General features: G+C 73.8%; 25 protein-coding genes. 6 read left to right on the forward strand and 19 right to left on the reverse strand.

Going from position 1 to position 26,448, the window contains the following annotated elements:
* Window positions 1-6: 6 nt before the first annotated feature.
* From hisB to ACTG9Q_RS30320, 5 genes are all read right to left on the reverse strand, one after another.
* Entirely contained in the window at window positions 7-609 is a 603-nt protein-coding gene (hisB, locus tag ACTG9Q_RS30300; protein WP_455576356.1) for an imidazoleglycerol-phosphate dehydratase HisB, read from the reverse strand.
* On the reverse strand, window positions 609-1,709 hold the full coding sequence (locus ACTG9Q_RS30305; RefSeq protein ID WP_455576357.1) for a histidinol-phosphate transaminase: 1,101 nt from the start codon (window positions 1,707-1,709) through the stop codon (window positions 609-611). Before ACTG9Q_RS30305 ends, hisB begins: the two co-directional genes overlap by 1 nt.
* Window positions 1,706-3,028, reverse strand: coding sequence for a histidinol dehydrogenase (gene hisD / locus ACTG9Q_RS30310; protein WP_455576358.1), 1,323 nt, complete (start codon window positions 3,026-3,028; stop codon window positions 1,706-1,708). The genes ACTG9Q_RS30305 and hisD overlap by 4 nt, the downstream gene beginning before the upstream one ends.
* Window positions 3,029-3,099: 71 nt before the next feature.
* Complete coding sequence (locus ACTG9Q_RS30315) at window positions 3,100-4,266, reverse strand: aminotransferase class V-fold PLP-dependent enzyme (RefSeq protein ID WP_455576359.1); 1,167 nt, start codon at window positions 4,264-4,266, stop codon at window positions 3,100-3,102.
* A gap of 59 nt (window positions 4,267-4,325) precedes the next feature.
* Window positions 4,326-5,783 (reverse strand): ABC transporter substrate-binding protein, encoded by a 1,458-nt coding sequence (locus tag ACTG9Q_RS30320; protein ID WP_455576360.1) that lies wholly within the window; start codon window positions 5,781-5,783, stop codon window positions 4,326-4,328.
* A 63-nt stretch (window positions 5,784-5,846) separates the two neighbouring features.
* Here ACTG9Q_RS30320 and ACTG9Q_RS30325 point away from each other — a divergent pair, with 63 nt between their 5' ends.
* On the forward strand, window positions 5,847-6,638 hold the full coding sequence (locus tag ACTG9Q_RS30325) for a carbon-nitrogen hydrolase family protein (RefSeq protein ID WP_455576361.1): 792 nt from the start codon (window positions 5,847-5,849) through the stop codon (window positions 6,636-6,638).
* On the opposite strand, the gene ACTG9Q_RS30330 is transcribed toward ACTG9Q_RS30325, so the two are convergent.
* The 4 genes from ACTG9Q_RS30330 to nadA all read right to left on the reverse strand — a co-directional run bounded on the left by ACTG9Q_RS30330 (window position 6,639) and on the right by nadA (window position 11,550).
* Window positions 6,639-7,928 (reverse strand): cytochrome P450, encoded by a 1,290-nt coding sequence (locus ACTG9Q_RS30330; protein ID WP_455576362.1) that lies wholly within the window; start codon window positions 7,926-7,928, stop codon window positions 6,639-6,641.
* Between the two features lie 27 nt (window positions 7,929-7,955).
* A complete protein-coding gene (gene nadC / locus ACTG9Q_RS30335) occupies window positions 7,956-8,846 on the reverse strand; it encodes a carboxylating nicotinate-nucleotide diphosphorylase (protein ID WP_455576409.1) in 891 nt (296 codons plus the stop codon).
* A gap of 80 nt (window positions 8,847-8,926) precedes the next feature.
* Entirely contained in the window at window positions 8,927-10,546 is a 1,620-nt protein-coding gene (locus ACTG9Q_RS30340) for an L-aspartate oxidase (protein ID WP_455576363.1), read from the reverse strand.
* Window positions 10,543-11,550 carry a quinolinate synthase NadA gene (nadA, locus tag ACTG9Q_RS30345; protein ID WP_455576364.1) on the reverse strand — a complete coding sequence of 336 codons (1,008 nt, stop codon included), beginning with the start codon at window positions 11,548-11,550 and terminating at the stop codon, window positions 10,543-10,545. Before nadA ends, ACTG9Q_RS30340 begins: the two co-directional genes overlap by 4 nt.
* Window positions 11,551-11,611: 61 nt before the next feature.
* Here nadA and ACTG9Q_RS30350 point away from each other — a divergent pair, with 61 nt between their 5' ends.
* Window positions 11,612-12,319, forward strand: coding sequence for an NUDIX hydrolase (locus ACTG9Q_RS30350; RefSeq protein ID WP_455576365.1), 708 nt, complete (start codon window positions 11,612-11,614; stop codon window positions 12,317-12,319).
* 52 nt (window positions 12,320-12,371) lie between these two features.
* Entirely contained in the window at window positions 12,372-13,052 is a 681-nt protein-coding gene (locus tag ACTG9Q_RS30355) for an LON peptidase substrate-binding domain-containing protein (protein WP_455576366.1), read from the forward strand.
* Between the two features lie 86 nt (window positions 13,053-13,138).
* On the opposite strand, the gene ACTG9Q_RS30360 is transcribed toward ACTG9Q_RS30355, so the two are convergent.
* The 4 genes from ACTG9Q_RS30360 to bioD form a co-directional block, all read right to left on the reverse strand.
* Window positions 13,139-13,717: a DUF2567 domain-containing protein gene (locus tag ACTG9Q_RS30360; RefSeq protein ID WP_455576367.1), complete on the reverse strand. Its 579-nt coding sequence runs from the start codon at window positions 13,715-13,717 to the stop codon at window positions 13,139-13,141.
* Between the two features lie 65 nt (window positions 13,718-13,782).
* Window positions 13,783-13,983 carry a biotin synthase auxiliary protein BsaP gene (gene bsaP, locus ACTG9Q_RS30365; RefSeq protein ID WP_455576368.1) on the reverse strand — a complete coding sequence of 67 codons (201 nt, stop codon included), beginning with the start codon at window positions 13,981-13,983 and terminating at the stop codon, window positions 13,783-13,785.
* Window positions 13,984-13,990: 7 nt separating this feature from the next.
* A complete protein-coding gene (bioB, locus tag ACTG9Q_RS30370) occupies window positions 13,991-15,016 on the reverse strand; it encodes a biotin synthase BioB (protein ID WP_455576369.1) in 1,026 nt (341 codons plus the stop codon).
* 72 nt (window positions 15,017-15,088) lie between these two features.
* Complete coding sequence (gene bioD / locus ACTG9Q_RS30375; RefSeq protein ID WP_455576370.1) at window positions 15,089-15,805, reverse strand: dethiobiotin synthase; 717 nt, start codon at window positions 15,803-15,805, stop codon at window positions 15,089-15,091.
* Between the two features lie 69 nt (window positions 15,806-15,874).
* Here bioD and ACTG9Q_RS30380 point away from each other — a divergent pair, with 69 nt between their 5' ends.
* The gene (locus tag ACTG9Q_RS30380) at window positions 15,875-16,126 is read left to right on the forward strand and encodes a glutaredoxin family protein (RefSeq protein WP_455576371.1); all 252 of its coding nucleotides are present in this window, start codon (window positions 15,875-15,877) and stop codon (window positions 16,124-16,126) included.
* On the opposite strand, the gene ACTG9Q_RS30385 is transcribed toward ACTG9Q_RS30380, so the two are convergent.
* The 4 genes from ACTG9Q_RS30385 to dnaE all read right to left on the reverse strand — a co-directional run bounded on the left by ACTG9Q_RS30385 (window position 16,116) and on the right by dnaE (window position 23,088).
* Window positions 16,116-17,387, reverse strand: coding sequence for an adenosylmethionine--8-amino-7-oxononanoate transaminase (locus ACTG9Q_RS30385; protein WP_455576372.1), 1,272 nt, complete (start codon window positions 17,385-17,387; stop codon window positions 16,116-16,118). The genes ACTG9Q_RS30380 and ACTG9Q_RS30385 overlap by 11 nt on opposite strands.
* A gap of 10 nt (window positions 17,388-17,397) precedes the next feature.
* Complete coding sequence (locus ACTG9Q_RS30390) at window positions 17,398-18,084, reverse strand: hypothetical protein (RefSeq protein ID WP_455576373.1); 687 nt, start codon at window positions 18,082-18,084, stop codon at window positions 17,398-17,400.
* 188 nt (window positions 18,085-18,272) lie between these two features.
* Entirely contained in the window at window positions 18,273-19,478 is a 1,206-nt protein-coding gene (locus tag ACTG9Q_RS30395) for a cytochrome P450 family protein (RefSeq protein ID WP_455576374.1), read from the reverse strand.
* A gap of 49 nt (window positions 19,479-19,527) precedes the next feature.
* Window positions 19,528-23,088: a DNA polymerase III subunit alpha gene (gene dnaE, locus ACTG9Q_RS30400; RefSeq protein ID WP_455576375.1), complete on the reverse strand. Its 3,561-nt coding sequence runs from the start codon at window positions 23,086-23,088 to the stop codon at window positions 19,528-19,530.
* A gap of 62 nt (window positions 23,089-23,150) precedes the next feature.
* Between dnaE and ACTG9Q_RS30405 the strand changes: the two genes are divergently transcribed.
* Entirely contained in the window at window positions 23,151-23,780 is a 630-nt protein-coding gene (locus ACTG9Q_RS30405; RefSeq protein WP_455576376.1) for a uridine kinase, read from the forward strand.
* Between the two features lie 315 nt (window positions 23,781-24,095).
* A complete protein-coding gene (locus ACTG9Q_RS30410) occupies window positions 24,096-25,181 on the forward strand; it encodes an AsnC family protein (protein WP_455576377.1) in 1,086 nt (361 codons plus the stop codon).
* Here ACTG9Q_RS30410 and ACTG9Q_RS30415 read toward each other — a convergent pair.
* Both ACTG9Q_RS30415 and ACTG9Q_RS30420 read right to left on the reverse strand, forming a co-directional pair.
* On the reverse strand, window positions 25,178-25,429 hold the full coding sequence (locus tag ACTG9Q_RS30415) for a hypothetical protein (protein ID WP_455576378.1): 252 nt from the start codon (window positions 25,427-25,429) through the stop codon (window positions 25,178-25,180). The two genes, ACTG9Q_RS30410 and ACTG9Q_RS30415, sit on opposite strands and share 4 nt — an antisense overlap.
* A 111-nt stretch (window positions 25,430-25,540) precedes the next feature.
* Entirely contained in the window at window positions 25,541-26,425 is an 885-nt protein-coding gene (locus ACTG9Q_RS30420) for an RluA family pseudouridine synthase (RefSeq protein ID WP_455576410.1), read from the reverse strand.
* Window positions 26,426-26,448: the final 23 nt, after the last annotated feature.

Below are 26,448 nucleotides of genomic sequence, written 5' to 3' on the forward strand. Positions count from 1 at the left end.
CTCCTTCTACAGGACGCCCTTGGTCGACGGGATGCCGCCGATCCGGGGGTCGGGTTCGCAGGCGGCCCGCAGGGCCCTGGCGAAGGCCTTGTACTCCGCCTCGGTGATGTGGTGCGGGTCGCGGCCGTGGATCACGCGCAGGTGCAGGGCGATCTGGGCGTGGAAGGCGATGGACTCGAAGACGTGGCGGTTGAGGACCGTGGGGTAGTTGTTGCCCACCGTGAAGGCGACCATCGACTCCGGTTCCCCGGTGTGCACGCAGTACGGCCTGCCCGAGACGTCGACGGCGGCGTGCGCCAGCGTCTCGTCCATGGGAATCCAGGCGTCGCCGAAGCGGCGGATGGCGGACTTGTCGCCCAAAGCCTCGCGCAGCGCCTGGCCCAGGACGATGGCCACGTCCTCCACCGTGTGGTGGGCGTCGATGTGGGTGTCGCCCGAGGCGGAGACGGTCAGGTCGAAGGCGGCGTGCGCGCCGAACGCCGTCAGCATGTGGTCGTAGAAGGGAACGCCGGTGTCGACCTCGACTTTGCCCGTGCCGTCGAGGTCGACCTCGACCACGACGGAGGACTCCTTGGTGACCCGCTCGACGCGGCCGGTGCGGTTGGCCATCACACGATCTCCTTGCTGGCGGCCAGGAACGCGTCGTTCTCGGCGGGGGTGCCGATGGTGACGCGGAGGTGGCCATCGATGCCGACGTCGCGAACCAGGACGCCCCTGTCCAAATAGGACTGCCAGGTGCCCGCGCGGTCGGGGAACGGTCCGAAGAGCAGGAAGTTGGCGTCGCTGTCGACGACGGCGGCGCCCAGCTCGGTCAGCACCCCGACGACGCGGTCGCGTTCGGCGGCCAGGGCGTGCACGGAGGCCAGGGTCGCCGGGGCGTGCCGCAGCGCGGCCAGCGCCCCCGCCTGGGTCAGCGCCGAGAGGTGGTACGGCAGGCGCACCAGCAGCAGGGCCGAGACCACCGCGGGGGCGGCGGCCAGGTAGCCCAGGCGCCCGCCCGCGAAGGCGAACGCCTTGCTCATCGTGCGGGTGACGATCACCCGGGTCGGGAACTCCTCGATGAGGCGCACCGCGCTCTCCCGGGAGGAGAACTCCGCGTACGCCTCGTCCACCACGACCACACCCCGGCAGGCCGCCACCAGCGAGCGCAGCTCCGAGAGCGGGATCGACTGGCCGGTCGGGTTGTTCGGGCTGGTCACGAAGACCACGTCCGGGGACCGCTCCGCCACGACCGCGCACGCCGCCTCGACGTCGAGGGAGAAGTCCGCGCGCCGGGGCGCAGGCACCCACTCCGTGCGCGTCCCGGCGGCGATGATCGGGTGCATCGAGTACGACGGCTCGAACCCCATGGCGCTCCGCCCCGGGCCGCCGAAGGCCTGCAGGATCTGCTGCAGGATCTCGTTGGACCCGTTGGCCGCCCACAGGTTCGCCACCGTCAGCCCGACCCCGGTCGAGCCGCCCAGGTATGCGGCCAGCTCCGTGCGCAGCGCCACGGCGTCGCGGTCGGGGTAGCGGTTCAGCGTGCCCGCGATCTCCCCCACCGCCGCCACGATGTCGGCGACCAGCTCCGGCGGCGGCGGGTAGGGGTTCTCGTTGGTGTTGAGCCGGACCGGCACGTCCAGCTGCGGCGCGCCGTAGGGAGTGCGGCCGCGCAGGTCCTCGCGCAGCGGCAGGTCGGCCAGGTCGACCGAGGAGCCGGGCGCGCTCATGGGCGGGCCCCGAACCGCGCGGTGACGGCCTCGCCGTGCGCGGGCAGGTCCTCGGCGTTGGCCAGTGCGACCACGTGGCCTGCCACCGAGCGCAGGGCGTCCTCTGTGTACTCCACGACGTGGATGCCGCGCAGGAAGGTCTGCACCGACAGCCCCGAGGAGTGCCGCGCGCAGCCGCCGGTCGGCAGCACGTGGTTGGAGCCCGCGCAGTAGTCGCCCAGCGACACCGGCGACCACGGCCCGACGAACACCGCCCCGGCGTTGCGGACCCTGGCCGCCACCGCGGCGGCGTCGGCGGTCTGGATCTCCAGGTGCTCGGCGGCATAGGCGTCCACGACCCGCAGACCGTCGTCCACAGAGGACACGAGCACGCAGCCCGACTGCGGCCCGGACAGCGCCTCGGCGACCCGCTCGCTGTGCTTGGTCGCGGGCACCCGCGCGGCCAGCTCGGCGTCGACGGCGTCGGCGAGGGCGGGCGAGTCGGTGACCAGCACGCTGGCGGCCAGCGGGTCGTGCTCGGCCTGACTGATCAGGTCGGCGGCCACGTGCGCCGGGTCGGCGCCGGAGTCGGCCAGCACGGCGATCTCGGTCGGCCCCGCCTCGGAGTCGATCCCGATGAACCCGCGCAGCATCCGCTTGGCCGCGGTGACGTAGATGTTGCCCGGCCCGGTGACCATGTCCACCGGGTCCAGCGGCGAGCCGTCGGTGTCCACGCCGCCGTAGGCCAGCAGCGCCATCGCCTGGGCCCCGCCGAGCGCCCACACCTCGGTGACCCCCAGCAGGGCGGCCGCGGCCAGGACCGCGGGGTGCGGCAGCCCGCCGAACTCCGCCTGCCCCGGCGAGCAGACCACCAGCGACTCCACGCCCGCGGTCTGCGCGGGCACCACGTTCATGACCACGCTCGACGGGTACACCGCCAGCCCGCCGGGCGCGTACAGCCCGACGCGCGCGACCGGCACCCAGCGCTCGGTGACCGTCCCGCCCGGCACGACCCTGGTCGTGGCGTCCACCCGCCGCTGGTCGGCGTGCACGCGCCGGGCCCGCGAGATCGACTCCTCCAGCGCCGCCCTGACCGCGGGGTCCAGCGACGCCAGCGCCCGGCCCAGCTCGGCCTCGGGCACCCGGACGGTGTCCGGCCGCGTCCCGTCGAAGCGCTCGCTGTACTCCAGCGCGGCCTCGGCGCCGCGGTCCCGCACCGCCTCGACGATCGGCCGCACCCGATGCAGCACGGCGTCCACGTCGACCTGCGCCCGGGGCAGCGTGGTGCGCAGCTCGGCGGACGACGGGACAGCGGATCGCAGGTCGATTCGGGTGAGCATGGTGTCCTTTCAGCCGACCCTCACCAGGGTAGTGCGCCCCTGGGCGTGCCCGGCGCGCCGGTAGGCGCAGCTCACATGGCCGCGACCAGCGCGACCGCCTGGTCGATCTGCTCGTCGCTGACGAAGTAGTGCGGCGAGGCCCGCACGATCGTGTCGAGCCCGCGGCGCGTCATGTCGTAGCGGGTGGAGTCGCGGCCGGTGACCGTGACCGTCACCCCCAGTGGCCGCAGCCGGTCGCGGACCTCCGCCGCCGACACCCCGGCCTTGCCGAAGGTGACGATCCCGCAGCGCCGCCTGCCCAGGTCGTGCACCGTCACCCCGGCCACCTCGGCCAGCCCGGCCCGCAGCCGCCCAGCCCGCGCGGCCACCTCGGCGGCGACGGTGTCCACGCCCAGGTCCAGCATGTAGCGCGCGGCGGCGTAGAGCCCCAGCCGGTCGGCGACGCCGCTCTCCCACAGCTCGAAGACCCGCGCGTCGTCGCGGACCTTGACCTGGTCGATGTCGGTCCACTCGCCGCCGTGCAGGTCGGGCAGCCGGGGCCGCAGCCGGGCCTGCACGCCCGCGCGGACCACCAGGAACCCGGTCCCCCTCGGCCCGCGCAGCCACTTGCGGCCGGTGCCGGTGATGATGTCGGCGCCGGTGGCCGCGGCCGACACCGGCACCTGGCCCGCGGACTGGCAGGCGTCCAGGAGCACCAGCGCGCCGACGCCGTGGGCGGCCTCGACGACCTCGGCGACCGGGTTGACCAGCCCGCCGTTGGTGGGCACGTGCACCAGCGAGACCAGCTTGACCCGCTCGTCGAGCATCGAGCGCAGCGCGTCGACGTCGACCTCGCCGTCGGGGGTGGACGGCACCGGCTCGACGCTGACCCCGGTGCGGGCGGCGGTGTGCAGCATCGGGATGGCGTTGCCGCCGTACTCCACCTCGGTGACCAGCACCCGGTCGCCCTCGCCGAGCGGGATCGCGTCGAAGGCCGCCAGCCAGGAGCGGGTCGCGCTGTCGGTGAAGGCGACCTCGTCCGGCGCGCAGCCCAGCAGCTCGGCGAACAGCGGGTAGCCCTGGTCGAGGTCGGCCTCGTCGGCGGCGAGGTAGCCGCCGATCTCGGCCTCGCGCCGCAGGTGGCCGACCACGGCGTCCACGACCGGCCGCGGCGGCAGCGACGAGCCCGCGCTGTCGAGGAACACGTGGTCGAGGCAGCTGGGGGTGTCAGCTCGGACGGCGTCGAGATCGAAGGACACGGAAACCCTCCCGGTGGCGTGGCGGACGCCTCCACTCAATCACCCGGTGGGGAGTCCAGTCAGCGGGGAGTCCAGTCAGCCACATTCCACCAAGCCCCCCACGTGTGGTCGGGCGCGGGCGCGTCCGGGACGGGCCGGTGCCCCGCCCAGGCGTCGCGGTGGACGTAGGTGTGGTCGGCCTGGGCCAGCACGACCGCGGCCGGGGTGGTCCGGTTGGCGCGCTGGGCGGAGCGCAGGGCCACGGTCGTCTCGACGGGGTCGCCCGCCGCCCTGGCCTTGTCCAGGGCCGTCGCCGCCGCCCCGCCCGCCGGGTAGAGCAGCGCCCTCAGCGCGGCGGCGGGGTCCACCGGGTCGCCGACCGCCCGGTACTGGGCCCCGCCCTTGCCGCCGGGGGCCGCGGTGACCTCGACGCCCACGGCCGCGGCTGCCCTGGCGAACGCCGCGACGAGGTCGGCCGCCTCCTCGTCGCCATCGGGGTGGCCGACGGCGAAGGCCGCCCGCACCCCGTCGCGGGCCCTGATCCCGTCGGTCCCCGCGACCCAGCCCGCCGAGGTCAGCGCGGTGGCGGCGCTCACCGGCTCGTGGGCGAAGGCCGCGGCGGGTTCGACGAACTCCGCCTGCACGTCCGGCACCGGCACCGACACCGGCGCCCCGACGCCCGCGAGCACCGAGTCCACCACCGCCTGCCGGTCGAGCGCGAGGTTGAGCGCCAGCCGCACGGCCGGGTCGCCGGTGACCGGGTGCCCGCCGGGCAGCGTGACCGCCCGCAGGTCGGCGGCCCGGTGGGTCAGGGTGCTCAGCCCGTCGGCGCCGTCGAACTCCGCGGCCAGCCGCGCGGGCAGCGGCGCGCCGTCGACGGTGCCCGCGCGCAGCCGGGCGGCGCGCTCGTCGGGGTCGGGGACGAACTCGACGGTGATCTCGGTGATGGCGGGCCGGTCGCCGAAGTAGCTGGGGTTGGCGGTCATGACGAGCCTGCGGCCCGGCTCCCACGCGGCCAGCCGGTAGGGCCCGGTGCCGACTGCCTGCTCGCCGGCCGCGGACTCGCTGGGCTTGATCCCGAGGGTCAGCAGGGCGGCGAAGTCCGGGACGGGCTGGGTGAGGCGGAAGGCGACCGTGCTCGCGTTGACCGGCTGGACGCCCGCGAGCATCCAGAACCGCTCCTTGGGCGCCTGCCGGTAGGTGCTGACCACGTCGGTGGCGTCCAGGCCGGTGCCGTCGTGGAAGGAGACGTCCGTGCGCAGCCGGACGGTCCAGGTCAACCCGTCGGCCGAGGGTTCGGGGAGGGTGGCGGCCAACGCGGCGCGCACGCCGGTGGGGGTCAGCTCGGTGAGCCCGTCGTAGAGGTGCGCGGCGCCGTGGGGGGCGTACCCCTTGGTCGGGTCCAGGCTCTTCGGCGCGGCGCCCACCGCGATCACCAGGGAGCGCCCGTCGCCGTCGCCGGAGGCGGGCGGGGGCGGGGTGTCCGTGCAGGCGGTCGCCAGCAGGGCGAGGGCGAGCACCATTGACGGCCTTGACAACCTGGGAACCACGCACCCGACACTATCGGCCCGCAGTGGGCCCCCGTCCCCAAGGGAGCAGACGTGCGCGTGGCGCTGTGCCAGATCACCAGCACCGACGATCCAGCCGCCAACCTCGACCTCGTCCGGTCGTGGACGGCACGAGCCGCGGCGGGGGGTGCGGCCGTGGCGGTGTTCCCGGAGGCCGCCCAGTGCCGCTTCGGGGTGCCGCTGGGCCCGGTGGCCGAGGCGGTGGACGGGCCGTGGGCCTCGGCCGTCCGCGAGACCGCGGACGCGCACGGGATCGTGGTGGTGGCGGGGATGTTCACCCCCGACCCGTCCGGCAGGGTGCGCAACACGCTGCTGATCACCGGGCGCGGGACGCACCGGGGCTACGACAAGATCCACCTGTTCGACGCGTTCGGCTTCACCGAGTCCCAGACGGTGGCGGCGGGCTCGGAGCTGGTCACCTTCACCGTCGACGACGTCGTGTTCGGCGTCGCCACCTGCTACGACATCCGGTTTCCCGAGCTGTTCCGGGGGCTGGCCGACCAGGGCGCGATGGTGATGCTGGTGGCGGCGTCCTGGGGTTCCGGGGAGGGCAAGCGCGAGCAGTGGGAGCTGCTGGCCAGGGCGCGCGCCCTGGACTCGACCTCCTGGGTGCTGGCCTGCGGGCAGGCCGACCCGGCCGCGTCCGGCATTGCGCTCTCCGGCGCCGCGCCCACCGGCATCGGCTACAGCACCGCGGCAGGCCCGATGGGCCGGATCGTGGCGCAAGCGGGCCCCGCCCCGGACATCCTGTTCGTCGACGTCGACCCGGCGATGGCGGCCCTGGCCCGCGAGGCCATCCCGGTGCTGGCCAACCGCAGGCTCTGATCAGCGCTCGCGCAGGACGATCCGCGCGCCCTTGGCCGGGACCAGGGTGACGTTGCGGGAGCGGACCTGCTCCGGCGGGCCCACGGGGGCGATGTCGTAGCGGGTGAGGATCTCCTGGAGCACGGTCGCGGCCTCTTGGAGGGAGAAACCCGCCCCGATGCACCGCCGCACCCCGCCGCCGAAGGGAATCCAGGTGCCCGTCTCCGGGCCCGCGCCGACGAAGCGCTCCGGGCGGAACTCCCGGGGCTCGGCGTGGTGCTCGGGATCGCTCTGCACCAGGCCGATGCTGGGCGTGACGACCGTGCCCGCCGGGAGCACCAGCCCGGCGACCTCGGTGGGCTCGGTCAGCCTGCGGGCGACGCTGTAGATCACCGGGCGCAGCCGCATGGCCTCCTTGGCCACCGCGTGCAGGTAGTCCTCGTCGCCGGTGTCGGCGGCGGCCTGGGCGCGGCGCAGCACCTCGGGGTTGCGGGCCAGTTCGTGCAGGGCCCACGCCAGGGCGGTGGCCGTGGTCTCGTGCCCGGCCAGCAGCAGGGTGATCATGTGGTCGCGCAGCTGCGCGTCCGGGGTCGCCGGGTCGGCGGCCAGCAGCCGCGAGAGCACGTCGTCGCGGCCTGCCAGGTCCTCGGTGCGCCGCTCGGCTATCTCGGCGTGGAGCAGCTCGTTCACCGCGGCGAGGTCGTCCCCCATCCGGCGCCACGGCTGGAAGCGCTGGAGCCTCGGGTACGTCCAGCCGAGGATCTCCAGCGGCCCGATGTCGGTCACCTTGCCGATCAGCGGCCGCAGCCGGGCCAGCCGCTCCCCCTCGGCCATCCCGAACACCACCCGCAGGATGATCTCCAGGGTCACCGCGTTCATCGGCGCGTGCACGGGGAACGCCCTGCCGACCGGCAGCCGCGCGGCCGCCTCCGCCGCCAGCTCCCGCATCATCCCGGCGTACCCGCGCAGGGCCGCGCCGTTGAAGGCGGGCATCAGCCGCTTGCGGCTGCGCAGGTGCTCGTCCTCGTCCAGCAGCAGCACCGAGTCCCGGCCCATCACCGGGGCCAGGATGTCGTTGCCCTCCCCCGCGTGGAACACGCTCGGCGCCCCGGCGAACACCGCGCGGATGTCCTCCGGCCTGGTGATCACCACCACCGTGCGGCCCATGGCCAGGCGCAGGGTGAACACCGGGCCGTACCGCTCGCGCCAGCGCGGCGCGAAGCGGTGGCGCGAGCGCATGAACAGCACGGTCTGCAGCGGCCGCGGCAGGCGGGGGCCCGCGGGCAGCTCACCGGTGTCCGCCATGCCCATCCGCCCTCCAGGTTCGGCTCGCCCCGCTCAGGCCGGCCTTGACGAGAGGTCCATGCCCAGGTCCAGCGCCGGGGACGAGTGGGTCAGGGCCCCGACGGAAAGGTAGCCGACGCCGGTCTCGGCGTAGGCGCGGGCGACGTCGATGGTCAGGCCGCCGGAGGCTTCCAGGCCGGTCCCGGTGCCGCGGGCGCGGCGGACGGCCTCGGCGCACTGGGCGGGGGTGAAGTTGTCCAGCAGCACCAGTTCCGCCCGCGCGGCCAGCGCCTCGTCGAGCTGGTCGAGGGTGTCGACCTCCACCTCGCACGACAGGTGCGGGGCGTGCGCGCGGGCCGCGGCGATCGCCTTGGCGACCGAGCCCGCGGCGACGACGTGGTTGTCCTTGATGAGGATGGCGTCGCCGAGTCCGAGGCGGTGGTTGAGCCCGCCTCCGCAGCGCACGGCGTACTTCTCCAGCAGCCGCAGGCCGGGCAGGGTCTTGCGGGAGTCCCGCACGGCCGCGCCGGTGCCTTCCAGTGCCGCCACCCAGGCCGCGGTCGCGGTGGCGATGCCGGAGAGGTGGCACACCAGGTTCAGCGCGGTCCGCTCGGCGGTGAGCAGGGCGCGGGTGCTGCCGCGGACGACGAGCGCGGGCTCGCCGGGGACCGCGCGCGTCCCGTCCTCCGCACTGGACAGCACGCGCAGGTCGGGGACGACCTTCTCGAACACCGCCAGCGCGACCGGGACGCCCGCGAGGACACCGGGTTTGCGCGGGGTGATCTCGGCGGTGGCGACCGCGTCGGCGGGCACGGTGGCCTCGGTGGTGGCGTCCGGGCCGTAGCGCAGGTCCTCGGCGAGCGCGGTCGACACCACCCGGTCCAGATCGGCCCGGTCCAGGCCAGCCCAGTCCGGGCCGGCCCGGTCCAGGCCAGCCCAGTCCAGGTCGGCCCGATCCAGGCTGATGCCTGCCTGCGCGCGCTTCTCGTACGCCTGGCCGTCGCGGTCGGTTTCCTCGCCGAGGCTCACGCGACTCCTCCCAAGACCATGGGGCGGGCCAGGACGGGCTGGCCGGACGGGGTGGTGCGCACGAGGAGGCTGCGGCGCCAGGCCGCGTCGTCGCGCTCGGCGAAGTCGGTGCGCACGTGGCAGCCGCGGCTCTCGGTGCGCGCCGACGCCGCGGCGATCAGCGCGCGGGCGACCAGGGTGAGGGCGGCGTCCTCGACCAGTTCCCTGGTCTCCAGCGGCCGGGCGAGGGCGGACACGTCGAGCACCGAGCCGACGACGTCGAGGCCCTCGGCGTCGCGGCCGATGCCCGCGTAGCGGCTCATCACCCGCTGCAGGGAGTCCCGGGAGGCCACCGGCGCCACCGGCAGCGGGGAGTCCAGAGTGGACCGCGGGTCGGCGAGCAGGCCCAGCGCCAGGTCGGCGGCGACGGCCTCGGCGGCCCGCGCGCCCACGACGAGCCCTTCCAGGAGGCTGTTGGACGCCAGCCGGTTCGCGCCGTGCAGGCCGGTGCTGGCGACCTCACCGGCGGCGTAGAGCCCGGTGACAGCGGTGCGGCCGTCCACTGTGGTCACCACCCCGCCGCAGGCGAAGTGCGCGGCCGGGGCCACCGGGATCGGCGAGAGCGCCGGATCGATGCCCGCGGCGACGCAGGCGGCGTGCACCGTCGGGAAGCGGGCGGAGAACCTGGCCAGGCCGGTCGCGTCGAGGTAGACGTGGTCGTCGACGCCGCCGGGGGCGGCGGCGAGGTGGCGGGTGATCGCCGCGGCCACGACGTCGCGCGGGGCGAGGTCACCCAGCGGGTGCACGCCCGCCATCACCGGCGCGCCGGTCGCGTCGAGCAGCACGGCGCCCTCGCCGCGGACGGCCTCGGTGACCAGCGGGCAGCGCCCGCGCGCGCCCGCCCCGGTGTAGAGCACGGTCGGGTGGAACTGCACGAACTCGATGTCGGCCACCGCGGCCCCGGCCCGCAGCGCGAGCGCGACACCGTCGCCGGTGGCCACCTCGGGGTTGGACGTGGCCTGGTAGAGCTGCCCGAGCCCGCCGGAGGCCAGCAGCACCGCGGGCGCGCCGAGCACGCCGGGCACCCCGGAGCGGTCGAGCACCAGCAGCCCGGCGACGGCCCCGGACGGCGTGCGCACGGCGTCGACGGCGACATGGCCCTCCAGCACCGGCACGCGCCCGTCGCGGGTCGCGGCCAGCAGCGCCCGCTCGACCTCGGCCCCGGTCGCGTCACCGCCGGAGTGCACCACGCGGAACGCGCTGTGGCCGCCCTCGCGGGTGCGCGCCAGCCGTCCGTCCGGGCCGCTGTCGAAGACCGCGCCCAGCGAGCGCAGGCGCGTCACCGCGGCCGGGCCACCGGCGACGATCGCGCGCACGGCGTCCTCGTCGCACAGGCCCGCGCCCGCGGTCAGCGTGTCGGCGACGTGGCGGGCGACCGAGTCGCCCGCGTCGTGCTCGCCGGGCAGGACGACGGCGACGCCGCCCTGCGCCCAGCGGGTGTTGCCGTCCTCGGCGTCGGCCTTGGTCACCACCAGCACCCGCAGCCCCAGCTCGTGGGCCCGCAGCGCCGCGGTCAGGCCCGCGACGCCGGTGCCGACCACGACGAGGTCGGCGCGGGCGGCCCAGCGCGCGGTCATTCGCCGCCGCCCGGTGTGCCGATCTCGATCATGCGCTGCACGGCGCCCCTGGCCCGCGCGGCCACCTCCGGCGCCACGAGCACCTCGTCCTTGTTCTCCCGCAGCCCGCGAAGCAGCGCGGCCGGGGTGATCATCTTCATGTACCGGCAGGACGCGCGGTCGTTGACCGCCTCGAAGTTCACCCCGGGGGCCGCCTTGCGCAGCTGGTGCAGCATGCCGACCTCGGTGGCCACCAGCACGGTCTTGGCCTTGGTCGCCTTGGCGTGGCCCACCATGTCGCCGGTGGAGAGGATCTTGACCTGCTCGCTGGGCACGATGCCCTCCCCGGCGAGGTAGAGCGCCGAGGTGGCGCAGCCGCACTCGGGGTGGATGTAGAGGTCGGCCTCGGGGTTCTCGGCCGCGCGCTGGGCCAGCTCGGGGCCGTTGATGCCCGCGTGCACGTGGCACTCCCCCGCCCAGATGTGCAGGTTCTCCCGGCCGGTCTCCCGCCTGACGTGCGCGCCGAGGAACTGGTCGGGCAGGAACAGCACCTCGCGGTCGGCGGGGATGGAGGCCACCACGTCGACGGCGTTGGAGGAGGTGCAGCAGATGTCGGTCTCGGCCTTCACCTCGGCGGTGGTGTTGACGTAGGACACCACCACCGCGCCGGGGTGCTCGGCCTTCCAGGCGCGCAGCTCGTCGGCGTTGATCGAGTCGGCGAGGGAGCAGCCCGCGCGGGCGTCGGGGATCAGCACGGTCTTGTCCGGGCTGAGGATCTTGGCGGTCTCGGCCATGAAGTGCACGCCGCAGAACACGATCGTCGAGGCGTCGCTCCGCGCGGCGATCCGGGACAGGGCCAGGGAGTCGCCGGTGTGGTCGGCGATGTCCTGGATCTCCGGGAGCTGGTAGTTGTGCGCCAGCAGGACCGCGTCCCGCTCCCGGGCGAGCCTGCGCACCTCGTCGCGCCAAGCGGCGTCCGCCTCAACCCCGCCGTACGGGGTCAGGTCGAGCAGTTCGGCGGTCATCGGGTCCTCCATCCGTCCGGTGCGTTTCCGTTCCCGAGGTTTTCGCCTTAGGATCGAAAACATGGCTGATGTTATCACCCCGCACAGCGCCCTGGCCCACGAAGTACTGGCCGCTGTGCTGCAGGTGAGAGACGGATCACTGCGGGTCGTGCTCTGGGAACGCGGACGGGAACCGCACGCGCACCGGTGGTCATTGCCCGGCGGGACGCTGGGCGCGCGGGAGGACGTCGAGACCTCGATCCGCCGTCAGCTCGCCGAGAAAGTCGACGTCAGGCAGGTCAGCCACGTCGAGCAGCTCGCGGTGTTCAGCGCGCCGGAGCGGGTGCCGGGTCCCCGGGTGCTCGCGACGGCGTTCCTCTGCCTCGTCCCCTCGCACCTCGATCCCGAGCTCCCGCCGGACACCGCGTGGCACGCCGTCGACGCCCTCCCCGAGACCGCCTTCGACCACGGCGCGATCGTGCTTCGAGCGCGCAACCGGCTGCGGGCGAAGATGTCCTACACCAACGTCGGCTTCGCCCTCGCCCCGCCGGAGTTCACGATCTCCGCGCTGCGCGAGCTGTACTCCGCCGCGCTCGGCTACCGGGTCTCGGCCACCAACCTGCAGCGGGTGCTCGCCCGCCGCGGCCTGCTGGAGGCCACCGGCCACACCACCAAGCCCGGCCGCAGCGGCGGCAGGCCCGCCGCGCAGTTCCGGTTCGCCGAGACCGCGATGGTGGTGACCGACCCGTTCGCGGTGCTCCGACCCCCCTCCGGCGGGCCGTCCCAGTAGCCGGTCCGAGAATCGAAGAGCGGAGCGGGCCGCTTCGTCGTAGTTTTGTCGAGTGCCTGATTCGCTTCCGCTATTCCCCCTGCAGGCGGTCCTGCTGCCGGGAGCGAGCCTGCCGCTGCACATCTTCGAGCCGCGGTACCGGCAGCTGACCGTCGACCTGGTGACCGGCACCGTGCCGGGCCGGGAGTTCGGCGTGGTCGCCATGCGGCCCGCGGGCGAGCACGAGGTGACCGATGTGTCGCAGCTGCGCGAGATCGGCTGCACGGCGGCGCTGCGGCAGGCCAAGCGACTGCCCGACGGCCGCTACGACATCATCACCACCGGTGGGCGCCGGTTCCGGCTCCTGGACCTCGACCACACGAGCGCGCCCTACCTGCTGGGCACGATCGAGTGGCTGCCGGACATCGCGCAGCCGGAGGTCGCCCCGGCGTCGGTGAACACCCTCGCCGAGACGGCCAGGGCCGCCCACCGCCGCTACTGCGAGGCGGCCTGGCAGGACGAGGACTGGTCGGAGCCCGACGCCGACCTCGACGTCTGCGAGCTGGCGCACGTGATCGCCGCGGACTGCCTGCTGACCCTGGAGGACCGCCAGCGGCTGCTGGAGGAGACGCGCCCCATCCACCGCCTGCGCATGGTGGTGCGGCTGCTCAACCGGGAGACGGGCCTGCTGACGACGCTGCGGGCGGTGCCCGCGCCGCCCTCGGAGTTCACCACCCCGATCAACCTCAACTAGGCCGTGTTCCAGGTGTGGAGCACGGCCTAGGGCCTGTCCTCAGACCCCGGTCGATGAGAGTCGGGATCGGGGTCTGGGGACAGGTCCTAGCCCAGACGGCGCCCGAGGTCGCTGTGCCCGTTCCACGCCGCCGCGATGCCGTAGGCGAGGGCCGTGCCCAGCGGCCAGGCCACGATCACCCAGGCCGACTCCAGCCGGGGCGCCAGCGCGATCACGTCCCCCAGCTCGGGGGTGGTCGTGACGGCGAAGCGCGCCTGCGCCCAGGACACCCCCACCTGGGTGGCCAGCCACGCGGCGAGCGCGGAGCCGCCGGTCGCCGCGAGCAGCATGACCGGCCCCCTGCGCTCGCGCAGCAGCCAGACGGCCGTGCCGGTGATGACGCCCGCGGCCAGCGACAGGAGCAGGAAGACGGCCAAGTCCTCGAAGCGGTGGTGGCTCTCCGCGCGCAGGGGGATGTACTCGCCGCCCTCAGCGACGGCGGAGAGCTGCCCGGGCGCCAGCCGCGACCACAGCCAGCCCACGACCATCCCCAGCAGCGCGATCGAGGACAGCACGCTGACGGCGGGCAGCAGGTCCCGCTTGACCACCACCCGCGGGGGCTCCTCGGTGAGCCAGGGGTGGGCGACGGCAGCGGCCTGGGCCTCGTCGTCCGATCGAGACTCCAACCGATGCTGCGCCACGCCAAAGCCTCCGAATGCCGACCCCACCCGACCCGAACGGAGCGTAGCCCCTACGCCGTCGGGTGCAGGTCAGCACTCGACGTGTCGCCGTGCCTGCTGCACCGGGCACTCCAGCCGACCGGGGTCACCTGCACGACCATGCGCCGGGCGCAGGAGGCGCAGTAGCGGGGCGGTTCGAGGGCGGCCCTGGGGGTGTGGCAGGCCGTGTGCGGTCCCTCGGACCCCGGCTTGCCGCAGTGGACGCAGAACATGGGGCTCCTACAGGCTGTCGCTCAGCGCCTTGATCGGCATGCGCAGGTCCGCCAGCATGTCGAGGTCGCGCTGGGCCGGGCGGCCGAGGTTGGTCAGGTAGTTGCCGACGATGATCGCGTTGACCCCGCCCAGCATCCCCTGCTCCGCGCCCAGGTCGCCCAGGGTCAGCTCGCGGCCGCCCGCGAAGCGCAGCATCGTGCGGGGCAGGGCGAGGCGGAAGGCGGCGACGACGCGCAGGGCGGCGCGGCCCTCGATGGGCTCGTAGTGCTCGTAGGGGGTGCCCGGCTGCGGGATGAGGAAGTTCATCGGCACCTCGTGCGGGTCCAGCTCGGCGAGCTGCACGGCGAACTCGGCGCGCTGCTCGTCGGTCTCGCCCATGCCGACGATGCCGCCGGAGCAGACCTCCATGCCCGCCTCGCGCACCATCCGCAGGGTGTCCCAGCGCTCTTCCCAGGTGTGCGTGGTGACCACCTGCGGGAAGTGCGAGCGCGCGGTCTCCAGGTTGTGGTTGTACCGGTGCACGCCCATGGCGACCAGCTCGTCGACCTGCTCCTGGGTGAGCATTCCCAGCGAGCAGGCGATCTGGATGTCGTTGCCGGACTCCCTGATCGCCTTGATGCCGTCGCGGACCTGGGAGAGCAGCCGCTCGTCGGGACCGCGCACGGCGGCCACGATGCAGAACTCGGTCGCGCCGGTGGCGCGGGTCTGCTCGGCGGCCTTCACCAGGCCGGGGATGTCCAGCCAGGCCGAGCGCACGGGCGTCGGGAAGCGGCCGGACTGCGAGCAGAAGTGGCAGTCCTCCGGGCAGCCGCCGGTCTTGAGCGAGATGATCCCCTCGACCTCGACCTCGGGCCCGCACCACTTCATCCTGACCTCGTGGGCCAGCGCCAGCAGCTCCTCCATGCGGTCGTCGCCGAGCCGCAGCACCGCCAACACCTGGGCCTCGTCCAGGCCCACCCCGCGCTCCAGCACCTGCTCGCGGGCCACGGCGAGCACGTCGCCGGTGTGGGTGCGCTCGGCGGTTGCCGTCACGGTGGTCCTCCTCGGTCTGGGGTTCGACGCGTCAGTCTGCCGCATCCCGCTGACACGGACGCGCGATGTTCCTCACGCCGGGAAGCGGCCCGCGAACTCCTTGGCGTCGAACTCCCCGCCGAGGGCGGGCGCCAGGCCGAGCCGGGCGACCGGGAGGAACTCCGCGGCGGGCAGCTCCCCCACCCCGGCGGGCAGCGCGCCCACGAGCGGGGCCTGGGTGACCGAGGGCAGGTCGTCGAGGTTGCAGCGCGAGGCCAGGTCGGGCTCGGCGGGCCAGGACCCGATGACCACCCCCGCGCACGCCACCCCCCGGGTGCGCAGCGCCTCGCCGGTCAGCGCGGCGGCGTTGAGCGTGCCCAGGCCCGCGGTGGCCACGACCAGCACCGGCGCGCCGAGCGACCAGGCCACGTCGGCCAGCGAGCCGCCGTCGGGGTCCAGCCGGACGAGCAGCCCGCCCGCGCCCTCCACCAGCACCAGGTCATGGGTGCGGGCCAGCTCGCCCGCGGCGGCGGCGACCTCGGAGGGCCGCACCGGCGGCATCCCCACCCGGCGCGCGGCGGTGTCGGGGGCGAGCGGGTCGGGGAAGCGGCGCAGTTCGACGGCGGTGATCTCCCCCGCCAGCGCGCGCACCACGTCGACGTCCCCGGGTTCCCCCGCGGTGACGCCGGTCTGGGCCGGTTTCAGCACCGCGACCCGCCTGCCCGCCGCCACCGCGAGCGCCGCCACGGCGGCCGTGACGACGGTCTTGCCGACCTCGGTCCCTGTCCCGCTGATCACGAGCACGCTCACGCCGGAACAGGCTAGACCTGGCAATTGGTATGGACCTAAGCCGGGCCATGGACCGGTTATGGTCGGCTGGTGAACAACGGGGAAGTGGTCCTCTACGGCGCGGACTGGTGCGGTGACTGCCGCAGGGCCAAGGCGTGGCTGCGGCGCGCGGGCATCGGGTTCACCGAGTTCGACGTCGCCAGGGACGAGCAGGCCAAGGCCCGTGCCATCGGCCTCGCGGGCGGGCGGCGCAACATCCCGGTCGTCGTGCTGCCCGACGGCAGGGTGCTGGTCGAGCCGACGAACACCGAGCTGGAGTCGGTGCTGTCGGCTACCGGCTGACCGACGCGGCGGCGAGCACCCCCGCGGTGACCGCCGCGATGTCCTCCGACGTGCTGACGTACGGCGGCATCGTGTAGATCAGGTCGCGGAAGGGGCGCAACCACACGCCCGCGTCCACCGCCGCCTTCGTCGCGGCGGCCATGTCGACCGGGCCGTCGAGCTGCACGACGCCGATCGCGCCGAGGACCCGCACATCGCGCACGTGCGGCAGGTCGCGCGCCGGGGCGAGGCCGTCGATGAGTTCGGCCTCGACGCGCTTGACGGTGCCCTGCCAGTCCGCGGACAGGAGCAGGTCGATGGAGGCCGAGGCGACGGCGGTGGCCAGCGGGTTGCCCATGAAGGTGGGGCCGTGGGCCAGGACGGGGACCTCGCCCCTGGAGATGCCCTCGGCCACCCGCGTCGTGCACATGGTCGCGGCGAGGCTGAGGTAGCCGCCGGTCAGGGCCTTGCCGACGCACATCACGTCCGGGCTGACGCCCGCGTGGTCGGCGGCGAAGAGGGCGCCGGTGCGGCCGAAGCCGGTGGCGATCTCGTCGAAGATCAGCAGGACGTCGTGGGCCAGCGTGAGCTCCCGCAGGATGTGCAGGTAGCGGGGGTCGTGGAAGCGCATCCCGCCCGCGCCCTGGACGACGGGCTCGACGATGACGGCGGCGAGGTCGTCGGCGTGCTCGGCGATCATCGCGGCGAGGTGGGCGACGTAGTCGTGCTCGACGGCCGCGGGCGGGGCGTCGGCGAAGGTCTGGACCGGCAGGACGCCGCGCCAGAGCGAGTGCATCCCGCCCTCGGGGTCGCAGACGCTCATGGGGTGGAAGGTGTCGCCGTGGTAGCCGCCGCGCCAGGTGAGGAGCCTGGTCTTGCGGGTCTCGCCGCGCGAGCGCCAGTACTGCAGGCACATCTTCACCGCGACCTCGACCGAGACCGAGCCGGAGTCGCAGAGGAAGACGTGCTGGAGCGGGTCGGGGGTGATCTCCACGAGCGTGGTGGCCAGCCGGACGGCGGGCTCGTGGGTGAGGCCGCCGAACATGACGTGGCTCATCCGGCCCAGCTGCTCGGTCACGGCGGCGTCGAGCACCGGGTGGCGGTAGCCGTGGATGGCCGCCCACCACGAGGACATCCCGTCGACGAGTTCGCGCCCGTCGGCCAGGGTCAGCCGGACCCCCCGCGCCTCGGCGACCACCAGCGGGTCCTGGGTGCCCGGCATGGGCCCGTAGGGGTGCCACACGTGGGCGCGGTCGGCGGCGATCAGCTCCTCAGGGGTCACGCCCGGGAGGCTATTCCACCCCGGCGATGACCTTGCGCCGGGCGACGAGCCTGGCGATCTCGCGCCCGTGGTCGGTCGGCACGATCCACTCCCCCGGCGGCACGGTGATCCGCACCGCGGGCCCCGGCGTGACCGTCACCCGCACCTCGCCGACCCCGGGCACCGGCAGCGTCGCCCGCCGCGCCACCATCACCTGCTCGACGGCGCCCACCCCGGACAGCGCCACCATGGGCCGCACGGTCCGGAAGCGCCCGCCCGCCAGGGAGATCCGGTCGGTGCCCACCACCAGTTCCAGCCCCCGCGCGCCGCGCGCCTGCCACGGCACCTCGACCGGGGAGTCCGCCAGCTCCGGGGTGTAGGGCTCCAGCACCACCACCCGCGCCCGGTCGGCGACCCACCACCCGACCGCGCCGAGCGCCACGGCGGCGACCGGCGCCACCAGCCAGGCGACCTGCGGCACGCTGAACCCGGCGGCGACCCCGGCGGCCACGCCGAGCACCGCGGCCCGCGACGGCCACCGGCGCGGGCGGAACCGGCTGCGCCACGCCCAGGCCATCCCCGCGGCCGCCACCAGGACCGGCGCCGCCAGCAGCGGGAGCGGTCCGCCGGAGACCGCCACCGAGGCCACCCCGACGACCGGTCCCAGCAGGGTCGCCAACGCGAGGTGAGGGCGCACCCGCCGCAGCCGTGCCGCCACCACCCCACCGGAACCCGAACGATCTCCTCGCCCCCGCATCGCCGGTACGGTACCCAAGCGCCAGGCCGATGCCGGGATGCCACACCGACAGCCGCGCCCCCGACCCCAACGGCCGGACCGCCGCGCGCCGGTCGTGGAACGAAGTCCGGCGAGCCCGGAAGGGGGCAGCCCCCTTCCGGGCATCGCGGTCACCGCAGCCGGACGGGCAGCCGTTCCAGTCCCCGCAGGATCGCGCTGTCGCGGTAGCGCAGTTCCCCGTCGGCCAGGGCCAGGTCCGGGAACCGCGCCAGCAGGGCGGCCAGCGCCGTCTCCGCCTCCATCCGCGCCAGCGGAGCGCCGACGCAGTAGTGGATTCCGTGGCCGAACCCCAGGTGCGCGGCCGGGGCCCTGGTCACGTCCAGGCGGTCCGCGTCGGGGAAGCGCTCCTGGTCGCGGTTGGCCGAGCTCAGGGCCACCATGACGAACTCGCCCTCGGGGATGGTGACCTCGCCGTAGGTCGTCGGCCGGGTGGTGTAGCGCATCGAGGCCAGGTTGACCGGGCTGTCGTAGCGGAGGAACTCCTCGACAGCGCCGGGCATCAGGGCCGGGTCGGAGCGCAGGAGGTCAAGCTGCTCCGGGTTGCGCAGCAGCGCCAGGACGCCGTTGCCGATGAGGTTGGTCGTCGTCTCGTGGCCCGCCAGCATCAGCAGGAACGCCATCGAGACCAGCTCGTCCTGGCTGAGGCGGTCGTCGTCCTCGCTGGCGTGGATCAGCGCGGTCAGCAGGTCCGCGCCCGGGTCGGCGCGCTTGGCCTCGATGAGGGCCACCAGGTAGCGCACCATCGACGCGCCCGCGGCCTGCATCTCCGCGGGGGGAGCCGAGGAGACCAGCACCGAGGTCCACGCGCGGAAGTCGTCGCGGTCGTGGTCGGGGACGCCGAGGACCTCGCAGATCACCGTCATCGGCAGCGGGAAGGCGAGGGCGGACAACAGGTCCGTCTCCGCGGGCCCGGCCGCCATCGCGTCCAGCAGCTCGGTGGTGATCTGCTCGATGCGCGGGCGCAGCGACTCCACGCCGCGCACGGTGAAGGCGCGGTTGACCAGTTTGCGCAGGCGCGTGTGGTCGGGCGGGTCGGTGTTGAGCATGTGGTGGGCCAGTTCCGGGGAGAACTCGCCCATCGGCGTCCCCGGCTCGCTGTGGCGCCGCACCAGGTCCATCGCGGCGCTGAGGTTCTTGCTCATCGTCGGGTCGGCCAGGGCCGCGCGGACGTCGGCGTAGCGGGTGATCAGCCAGGCGTTGAGCCCGCCGGACAGGAGCACGCGCCGCACCGGGGCCTCGGCCCGCAGCGCCGCGTACTCCCCGTACGGGTCCTGCACGAAGTCGTCATCCAGCCGCAGTCTATCCACTGTGGACAAAAGTGGTACCCCCTCGGGTTGGTCCCGCCAACCCCAGGCTACCGAAAGATCACATCAGGCAGCTGGGCCCGAGCAGCGCCTTCAGGTCACCCATCAGCGACGGCGACGGCGTCACCGAGAGGCCGTCGTCGAGCTTGAGCAGGGTCTGGCGGTGGCCGTTGACCAGCTTGAGGTGCACCACGGTGCGGCCGGGGTGTGCGGAGAGCACGTCCTTGAGCTGGGTGACCAGCTTCGGCGTGCACTTGGTGGCCGCCATGCTGAGCCGGAACGGCGCGTCGGTGACCGAGAGGTCCGGCACCGCGAGGTCGTTGGCGATCAGCGAGATGCGGTCCTCGCGCTTGGCCACCCGGGCCTTCACCAGGACGATCGCGTCCTCCAGCACGCTCATCCCCACCACGGCGTAGGTCTTGGGGAAGAACAGCACCTCCATGCCGCCGTGGAGGTCTTCGAGCTGCGCCGAGGCCCACGGCTCGCCGTTCTTGTTCACCCGCCGGTTGACCGAGGCGAGGATGCCGCCCACGGTGACCTGCGCGCCGTCGGCGATGCCGCCCTCCAGGATCGCGGCGATGGGGGTGTCGGACTGCGCGGCCAGGACGTGCTCGACGCCGTCGAGGGGGTGGCCGGAGACGTAGAGGCCCAGCATCTCCCGCTCCAAGGCGAGCTGGTGCTTGGACTCCCACATCTCGTCGGGCACCCGGACGTCGAAGACGCTGGTCACGTCCTTGTCCCCGTCGCCGCCCGCGCCGAAGAGGTCGAACTGGCCGACCGCCTCGGCCTTCTTCGTCTCCATCACCGCGTCGATGGCGTCGGTGTGCACCAGGAACAGGCCCTTGCGCGGGTGCTTGAGCGAGTCGAACGCGCCGGACTTGATCAGCGACTCGACGACCTTCTTGTTGCACGCCGAGGCGTCCACTTTGCGCAGGTAGTCGGAGAAGTCGGAGAAGCCGCCCTTCTCCCCGCGCGAGCGGATGACCGACTCGACGACGTTCGCGCCGACGTTGCGGATGCCGCCGAGGCCGAAGCGGATGTCGGTGCCGACCGGGGCGAAGTCGCGGGCGGACTCGTTGACGTCCGGCGGCAGGACGGTGATCCCCATCTTGCGGCACTCGGACAGGTACACCGCGGCCTTGTCCTTGTCGTCGCGGACACTGGTCAGCAGCGCGGCCATGTACTCGGCGGGGTAGTTCGCCTTGAGGAACGCCGTCCAGTAGGAGATCAGCCCGTACGCGGCGGAGTGCGCCTTGTTGAAGGCGTAGTCGGCGAAGGGGACGAGGATGTCCCACAGCGTCTTGATCGCGTCGGCGGGGTAGCCGTTCTCCTTCATGCCGCTGGAGAACTTGCCGTACTCCGCGTCCAGGACCTCCTTCTTCTTCTTGCCCATCGCCCGGCGCAGCAGGTCCGCTTGTCCGAGCGTGTACCCGGCGAGCTTCTGGGCGATGGCCATGACCTGCTCCTGGTACACGATCAGGCCGTAGGTCGTGCCGAGGACGTCCTCCAGCGGCTCGGCGAGCGCCGGGTGGATCGGGGTGATCTCCTGCTGGCCGTTCTTGCGCAGCGCGTAGTTCGTGTGCGACTTGGCGCCCATCGGGCCGGGCCGGTACAGCGCGCCGACCGCGGAGATGTCCTCGAAGTTGTCCGGGCGCATCAGGCGCAGCAGGTCGCGCATCGGCCCGCCGTCGAGCTGGAACACCCCGAGCGTCTCGCCCTTGGACAGCAGCTCGTAGGTCTCCTTGTCCTCAAGGCCGATCAGGGAGATGTCGTTGCCCTCGACCGGTTGCCCGTCGTAGGTGAGCTGCTTGCCGTTGCGCTCGATGTTCTGCAGCGCGTCATCGATGACGGTCAGGTTGCGCAGGCCGAGGAAGTCCATCTTCAGCAGGCCGAGCGCCTCGCAGGTCGGGTAGTCGAACTGCGTGATGATCGAGCCGTCCTGCGGGCGCTTCCACAGCGGGATCGACTCCATCAGCGGCTCGGCGGAGAGGATCACCGCGCAGGCGTGCACGCCCGCGTTGCGGATCAGGCCCTCCAGCCCGCGGCCGGTGTCGATGATCTCCTTGACCTGCGGGTCGTTCTTGTACAGCTCGCGGATCTCGGTGGCCTCGGCGTAGCGCTTGTGCTGCGGGTCGAACAGGCCGTTGAGCGGGATGTCCTTGGCCATCACCGCGGGCGGGTACGCCTTGGAGATCCGGTCGGCGATGGCGTAGCCGGGCTGGCCGAACAGCACCCGGGCGGAGTCCTTGATCGCCGCCTTCGCCTTGATCGTGCCGAAGGTGATGACCTGCGCGACCTTCTCCGCGCCCCACTTCTCGGTGGTGTAGCGGATGACGTCGCCGCGGCGGCGCTCGTCGAAGTCGATGTCGATGTCGGGCGGGCTGACCCGGTCGGGGTTGAGGAACCGCTCGAAGATCAGCCCGTGGGCCAGCGGGTCGAGGTCGGTGATGCCCATGGCGTAGGCGATCAGCGCGCCCGCGGCCGAGCCACGGCCGGGGCCGACCCGGATGCCGTTGTTCTTGGCCCACTGGATGAGGTCGGCGACGACGAGGAAGTACGCCGGGAACCCCATCTGCAGGATGACGCCGATCTCGAACTCCACCTGCCGGGTGTGTTCCTCATCGATGCCGTCGGGGAAGCGGCGCCGCATGCCCGCCCAGACCTGCTCGCGGAAGTACTCGTCCTCGGACATGCCCTCCGGGATGGGGAAGCGCGGCATGAGGTTGCGGAACTCGAACATCCCGGCGGGGTCGACCTTCTCGGCGACCAGCAGGGTGTTGCGGCAGCCCTCCTGCCACGGGTCGGAGGAGTCGACCGCGCGCATCTCGTCGGGGGACTTGAGGTAGTAGCCGTCGCCGTCGAAGCGGAACCGGGTCGGGTCCTGCAGGGTGCTGGCCGTCTGCACGCACAGCAGCGCGTCGTGGGAGTCGCGGTCGCTGCGGTAGGTGTAGTGCGAGTCATTGGTGACCACGAAGGGGATGTCGAGCTTGCGCCCGATCTCCACGAGCCCACCGCGGACCCGGCTCTCGATCTCGATGCCGTGGTCCATCAGCTCGACGAAGAAGTTCTCCGCGCCGTAGATGTCCCGGTAGGCCGCCGCCGCCGCCAGCGCCTCGGCGTCCTGCCCGAGGCGCAGGCGGGTCTGCACCTCGCCCGACGGGCAGCCGGTGGTGGCCATCAGCCCGTCGGCGTGCTCGGCGATCAGCTCCTGGTCCATCCGGGGCCACTTGCCGAGCTGGCCTTCCAGCGACGCGCGGCTGGACAGCTTCATCAGGTTGGTCAGGCCGGTGTTGTTGCGCGCCCAGATCGTCTGGTGGGTGTAGGCGCCGCTGCCGGAGACGTCGTCGGACTTCTGCGACGGGTCGCCCCAGCGGATGCGGTCCTTGGAGAAGCGCGAGGCGGGGGCGAGGTAGGCCTCGATGCCCAGGATCGGCTTGATCCCGGCGGCGGTCGCCTGCTTGTAGAAGTCGTAGATGCCGTTGGTGTGGCCGTGGTCGGTGATCGCGACCGACGTCATGCCCAACCGCTCACACTCGGTGAACATGTCCTTGAGCTTGGCCGCTCCGTCGAGCATTGAATACTCGGTGTGCACATGCAGGTGAGCGAAGGAGTCAGCGGCCACCCGGGCAGCCTAGTGCGCGCCCGCCCCGTGTCGAGCGGCGACACTCCGAGGAAGCGGGTGACGTGAGGTTTTCCCCTACGACACAACAGAAATTCGCCGAAGACGTCGCGGAGGCGATCGTCTCGGGTGAGCCCCGGCGGTGGGTTCGGGTGCTCGTCGACGGCGCCCCCGCCGCCGCCCCGTCGGCGCTCGCCGACGCGGTCGGCGAGCGGCTGCGGGTGCTCGGCAGGCCGGTGCTGCGGGTGCGCGCCGAGGACTTCCTGCGCCCCGCCTCGCTGCGGTTCGAGCAGGGCCGGGAGGACGCCGACGCGCGCTACGAGGGATGGCTGGACGAGGGGGCGCTGCGGCGGGAGGTGCTGGACCCGCTCGGCCGCGACGGGTCCGGCCGGGTGCTGCCGTCGCTGTGGGACGCGGCGGCCGACCGGGCCACCCGGGCGTCCTACGTGGGGCTGCCCGAGGGCGGCGTGCTGCTGGTCGACGGGGAGCTGCTGCTGGGGCGCGGCCTGCCGCACGAGCTGTCCGCGCACCTGTCCCTGAGCGCGGCGGCGCTGGCCAGGCGCGGCGCGGACCCGTGGGCACTGCCCGCGTACGCCCGCTACGACGCCGAGGTGGCGCCCCTGGCCACCGCCGACATCGCCGCCCGGGTGGACGACCCCCGCCGCCCCGCCCAGCGCCTGGACCCGCGGAGTTGACAAGGTCGCGGGTCAGCGGGGCTACGACCAGGCCCCGCGACTGGACACCGGACCGGCGGGGTCAGCGACGGGCACACCTCGGCGACCGCCAAGCCCCGCGACTGGACACTGACCGGCCAGGTCAGTGACGGGCACACCTCGGCGACCGCCATGCCCCGCGGCTGGACGCCAAGCGCGGGTCAGCGGTGGTGCGCGCCCCGGCGGCGACCGGCTCTGCGGCTGAGCGCGACGGGTTGATCACCGAGCGGGGTGAGGGGCCGTGTCGAGGCTCGGCTTCCGGCGCGCGGGCCAGGGGGACCCGGTAGCGTGCGGACCGTGGTCGGGACGGATGCGGTGGACGCTCGCCTGCTCGGCGTGGTCGCCGAGCTGGGGCGGGCGGCGGTGCACGAGGTGGCCGCCCGGCTGGGCATGGACCCGCGCGAGGTGGCGGCCCGGCTGGTGGCGCTGTCGGCCGCGGGCCTGCCGCTGCTGGTCGGCGTCGAGTGCGACCCCAACGGCCTGCGCGCCGCGCTGGCGCGGATGGCCCCGCAGCCCGGCTACGGCTACCCGCCCGCGCAGCCCCAGTACCCGTCGTCCGGTCCGGTGCCCAGCGGGCCCTACCAGGTCGGCCAGCCCAGCGGCCCGCACCAGCCCCCGGCGCCCCACCAGGTCCAGCCCCACCAGGGACAGTCCTACCAAGGGCAGTCCCACCAGGCGCAGTCCCACCAGGGGCAGCCGAGCGGTGCTCCGACGCGGCAGCCCAGCGGTCCCCACCAGGTCCAGCAGAACCCCCGGCCGATGTACCAGCCGCCCCACCAGCCCCAGGGCGGCCCCCACCAGGCAGGCCCGCCGCCGTACCCGGGCCCGCCGAGCCAGCCCTTCCCCGCCGCGGACCTGGGCGAGGCCATCAACACCTGGGGCCCGCCGCAGACCTCGTCCTGGGCCCGCGGCGACCAGCCGCCCGGCGCCGTGGACCGCACCCAGCCCGCGGCGCGCCCCCGGCGCGAGGGCAGGTCGGGCGAGTCCCTTGAGGCCGAGGGCCTGGAGGGCGAGCGGCTGGCGATCAAGCTGATCGAGGTCGTCGACCCCGCCGACTACCTGTTCACCGCGGCGGGCTACACCCTGCAGCCGGGCGAGCGCTCCGTCGTCGTCCACACGGAACTGACCAACCGCGGCCGCGTCACGTTCGCCAGCCTGCCCGACCTCTACCTGGTCCTGGTCGCCGCGGACGGCCAGGAGATCACCAAGGCCCCGGTGTCGCTGTCCTCCCGGCCCGCGCACCGCATCGGTGTGGCGTCCGGGGAGACCGCGGGCGGGCACACCGTCTACGTCGTCCCGGAGGACACCGTCGTCACCTCGGTGCGCTGGAGCCCGCGCCCCGACGAGGAGTCCCGCACGCTCACCTGGGTCGTGGAGAACTAGCCGCGCCCGAAAAGCTTTCCGAAGAAGCCGGGCTTCTTCTGCGTCCCAGCGGTCCCGCCCTGCGGCTGGGCCGGGATCGGCGAGGTCGGCGGCTCCCGGTCGTAGGCCACCTCCCGCGGGGTGACGCGCACGGTCTCGTCGGTCTCGTCAGCGGGCGGCCCGCCGATGACCGGCGGGGCGACGCCGTTGTCCAGGAAACGTCCGTGGCCGCCGGTGGCGAACGGGTCGTCGTCGGGGGTGCGATTCATGCCGGGCCTTCCGCGGGGACGGGAATTCCGTCAGCCAACCTAGCGCCTCGACCCGGAACCTTCACCATGTCTCGACATGATGAAGGCTCTGGGTCGAGGCGCTGGCCCAGGTCAGGACTCCGCGGCGAGGATCTCCAGCGCGGTGGCCAGGTCGGTGGGGTACTCGCTGGTGAACTCCACCCAGCGCCCGTCGGCGGGGTGGTGGAAGCCGAGGGCGCGGGCGTGCAGCCACTGGCGGGGGAGGGTGAGCCGCTTGGCCAGCACCGGGTCCGCGCCGTAGGTCAGGTCGCCGACGCAGGGGTGGCGCAGCGCGGAGAAGTGCACCCGGATCTGGTGGGTGCGCCCGGTCTCCAGCTTGACGTCGAGCAGCGACGCGGCGCGGAACGCCTCCAGCGTCTCGTAGTGGGTGACGCTGGGCTTGCCGCCCGCGACGACGGCCCACTTGTAGTCATGGCGGGGGTGACGGTCGATCGGCGCGTCGATCGTGCCCACGCTCGGGTCGGGGTGGCCCTGCACCAGCGCGTGGTAGCGCTTCTCCACCGTGCGCTCCTTGAAGGCGCGCTTGAGCACCGTGTAGGCGTGCTCGCTCTTGGCCACGACCATCACCCCGGTCGTGCCCACGTCCAGCCGGTGCACGACGCCCTGGCGCTCGGCGGCCCCCGAGGTCGAGACCCGCACGCCCGCCCCGGCCAGCCCGCCGATCACCGTCGGGCCGGTCCACCCGGGGCTCGGGTGCGCCGCCACGCCGACGGGCTTGTCCACCACGGCGATGTCGTCGTCCTCGTGCAGCAGCGCCATGCCCTCGACCAGGACGGCCCGCACCTCGACCGGCCGGTCGGGCTCCGGCAGGGTGATCTCCAGCCAGCTGCCCGCCATGAGCCGGTCGGACTTGCCCGCCGGGCGGCCGTCGACCAGCACGTCGCCCGCGTCGGTCAGCGTGGCGACCACGGTCCGGGACAGGCCGAGCAGCTTCGCCACCCCGGCGTCGACCCGCATACCGTCCAGTCCGTCGGGCACCG

It is taken from the genome of Actinokineospora lacus (genome assembly GCF_053813445.1).

Bases quoted from the DNA above. Each gene is read 5' to 3' on its own strand.
- hisB (WP_455576356.1), bottom strand. From the start codon at position 609: ATGGCCAACCGCACCGGCCGCGTCGAGCGGGTCACCAAGGAGTCCTCC.
- ACTG9Q_RS30305 (WP_455576357.1), bottom strand. From the start codon at position 1,709: ATGAGCGCGCCCGGCTCCTCGGTCGACCTGGCCGACCTGCCGCTGCGC.
- hisD (WP_455576358.1), bottom strand. From the start codon at position 3,028: ATGCTCACCCGAATCGACCTGCGATCCGCTGTCCCGTCGTCCGCCGAG.
- ACTG9Q_RS30330 (WP_455576362.1), bottom strand. From the start codon at position 7,928: ATGGGCATGGCGGACACCGGTGAGCTGCCCGCGGGCCCCCGCCTGCCG.
- ACTG9Q_RS30340 (WP_455576363.1), bottom strand. From the start codon at position 10,546: ATGACCGCGCGCTGGGCCGCCCGCGCCGACCTCGTCGTGGTCGGCACC.
- nadA (WP_455576364.1), bottom strand. From the start codon at position 11,550: ATGACCGCCGAACTGCTCGACCTGACCCCGTACGGCGGGGTTGAGGCG.
- ACTG9Q_RS30350 (WP_455576365.1), top strand. From the start codon at position 11,612: ATGGCTGATGTTATCACCCCGCACAGCGCCCTGGCCCACGAAGTACTG.
- bsaP (WP_455576368.1), bottom strand. From the start codon at position 13,983: ATGTTCTGCGTCCACTGCGGCAAGCCGGGGTCCGAGGGACCGCACACG.
- ACTG9Q_RS30415 (WP_455576378.1), bottom strand. From the start codon at position 25,429: ATGAATCGCACCCCCGACGACGACCCGTTCGCCACCGGCGGCCACGGA.
- ACTG9Q_RS30420 (WP_455576410.1), bottom strand. From the start codon at position 26,425: ATGCGGGTCGACGCCGGGGTGGCGAAGCTGCTCGGCCTGTCCCGGACC.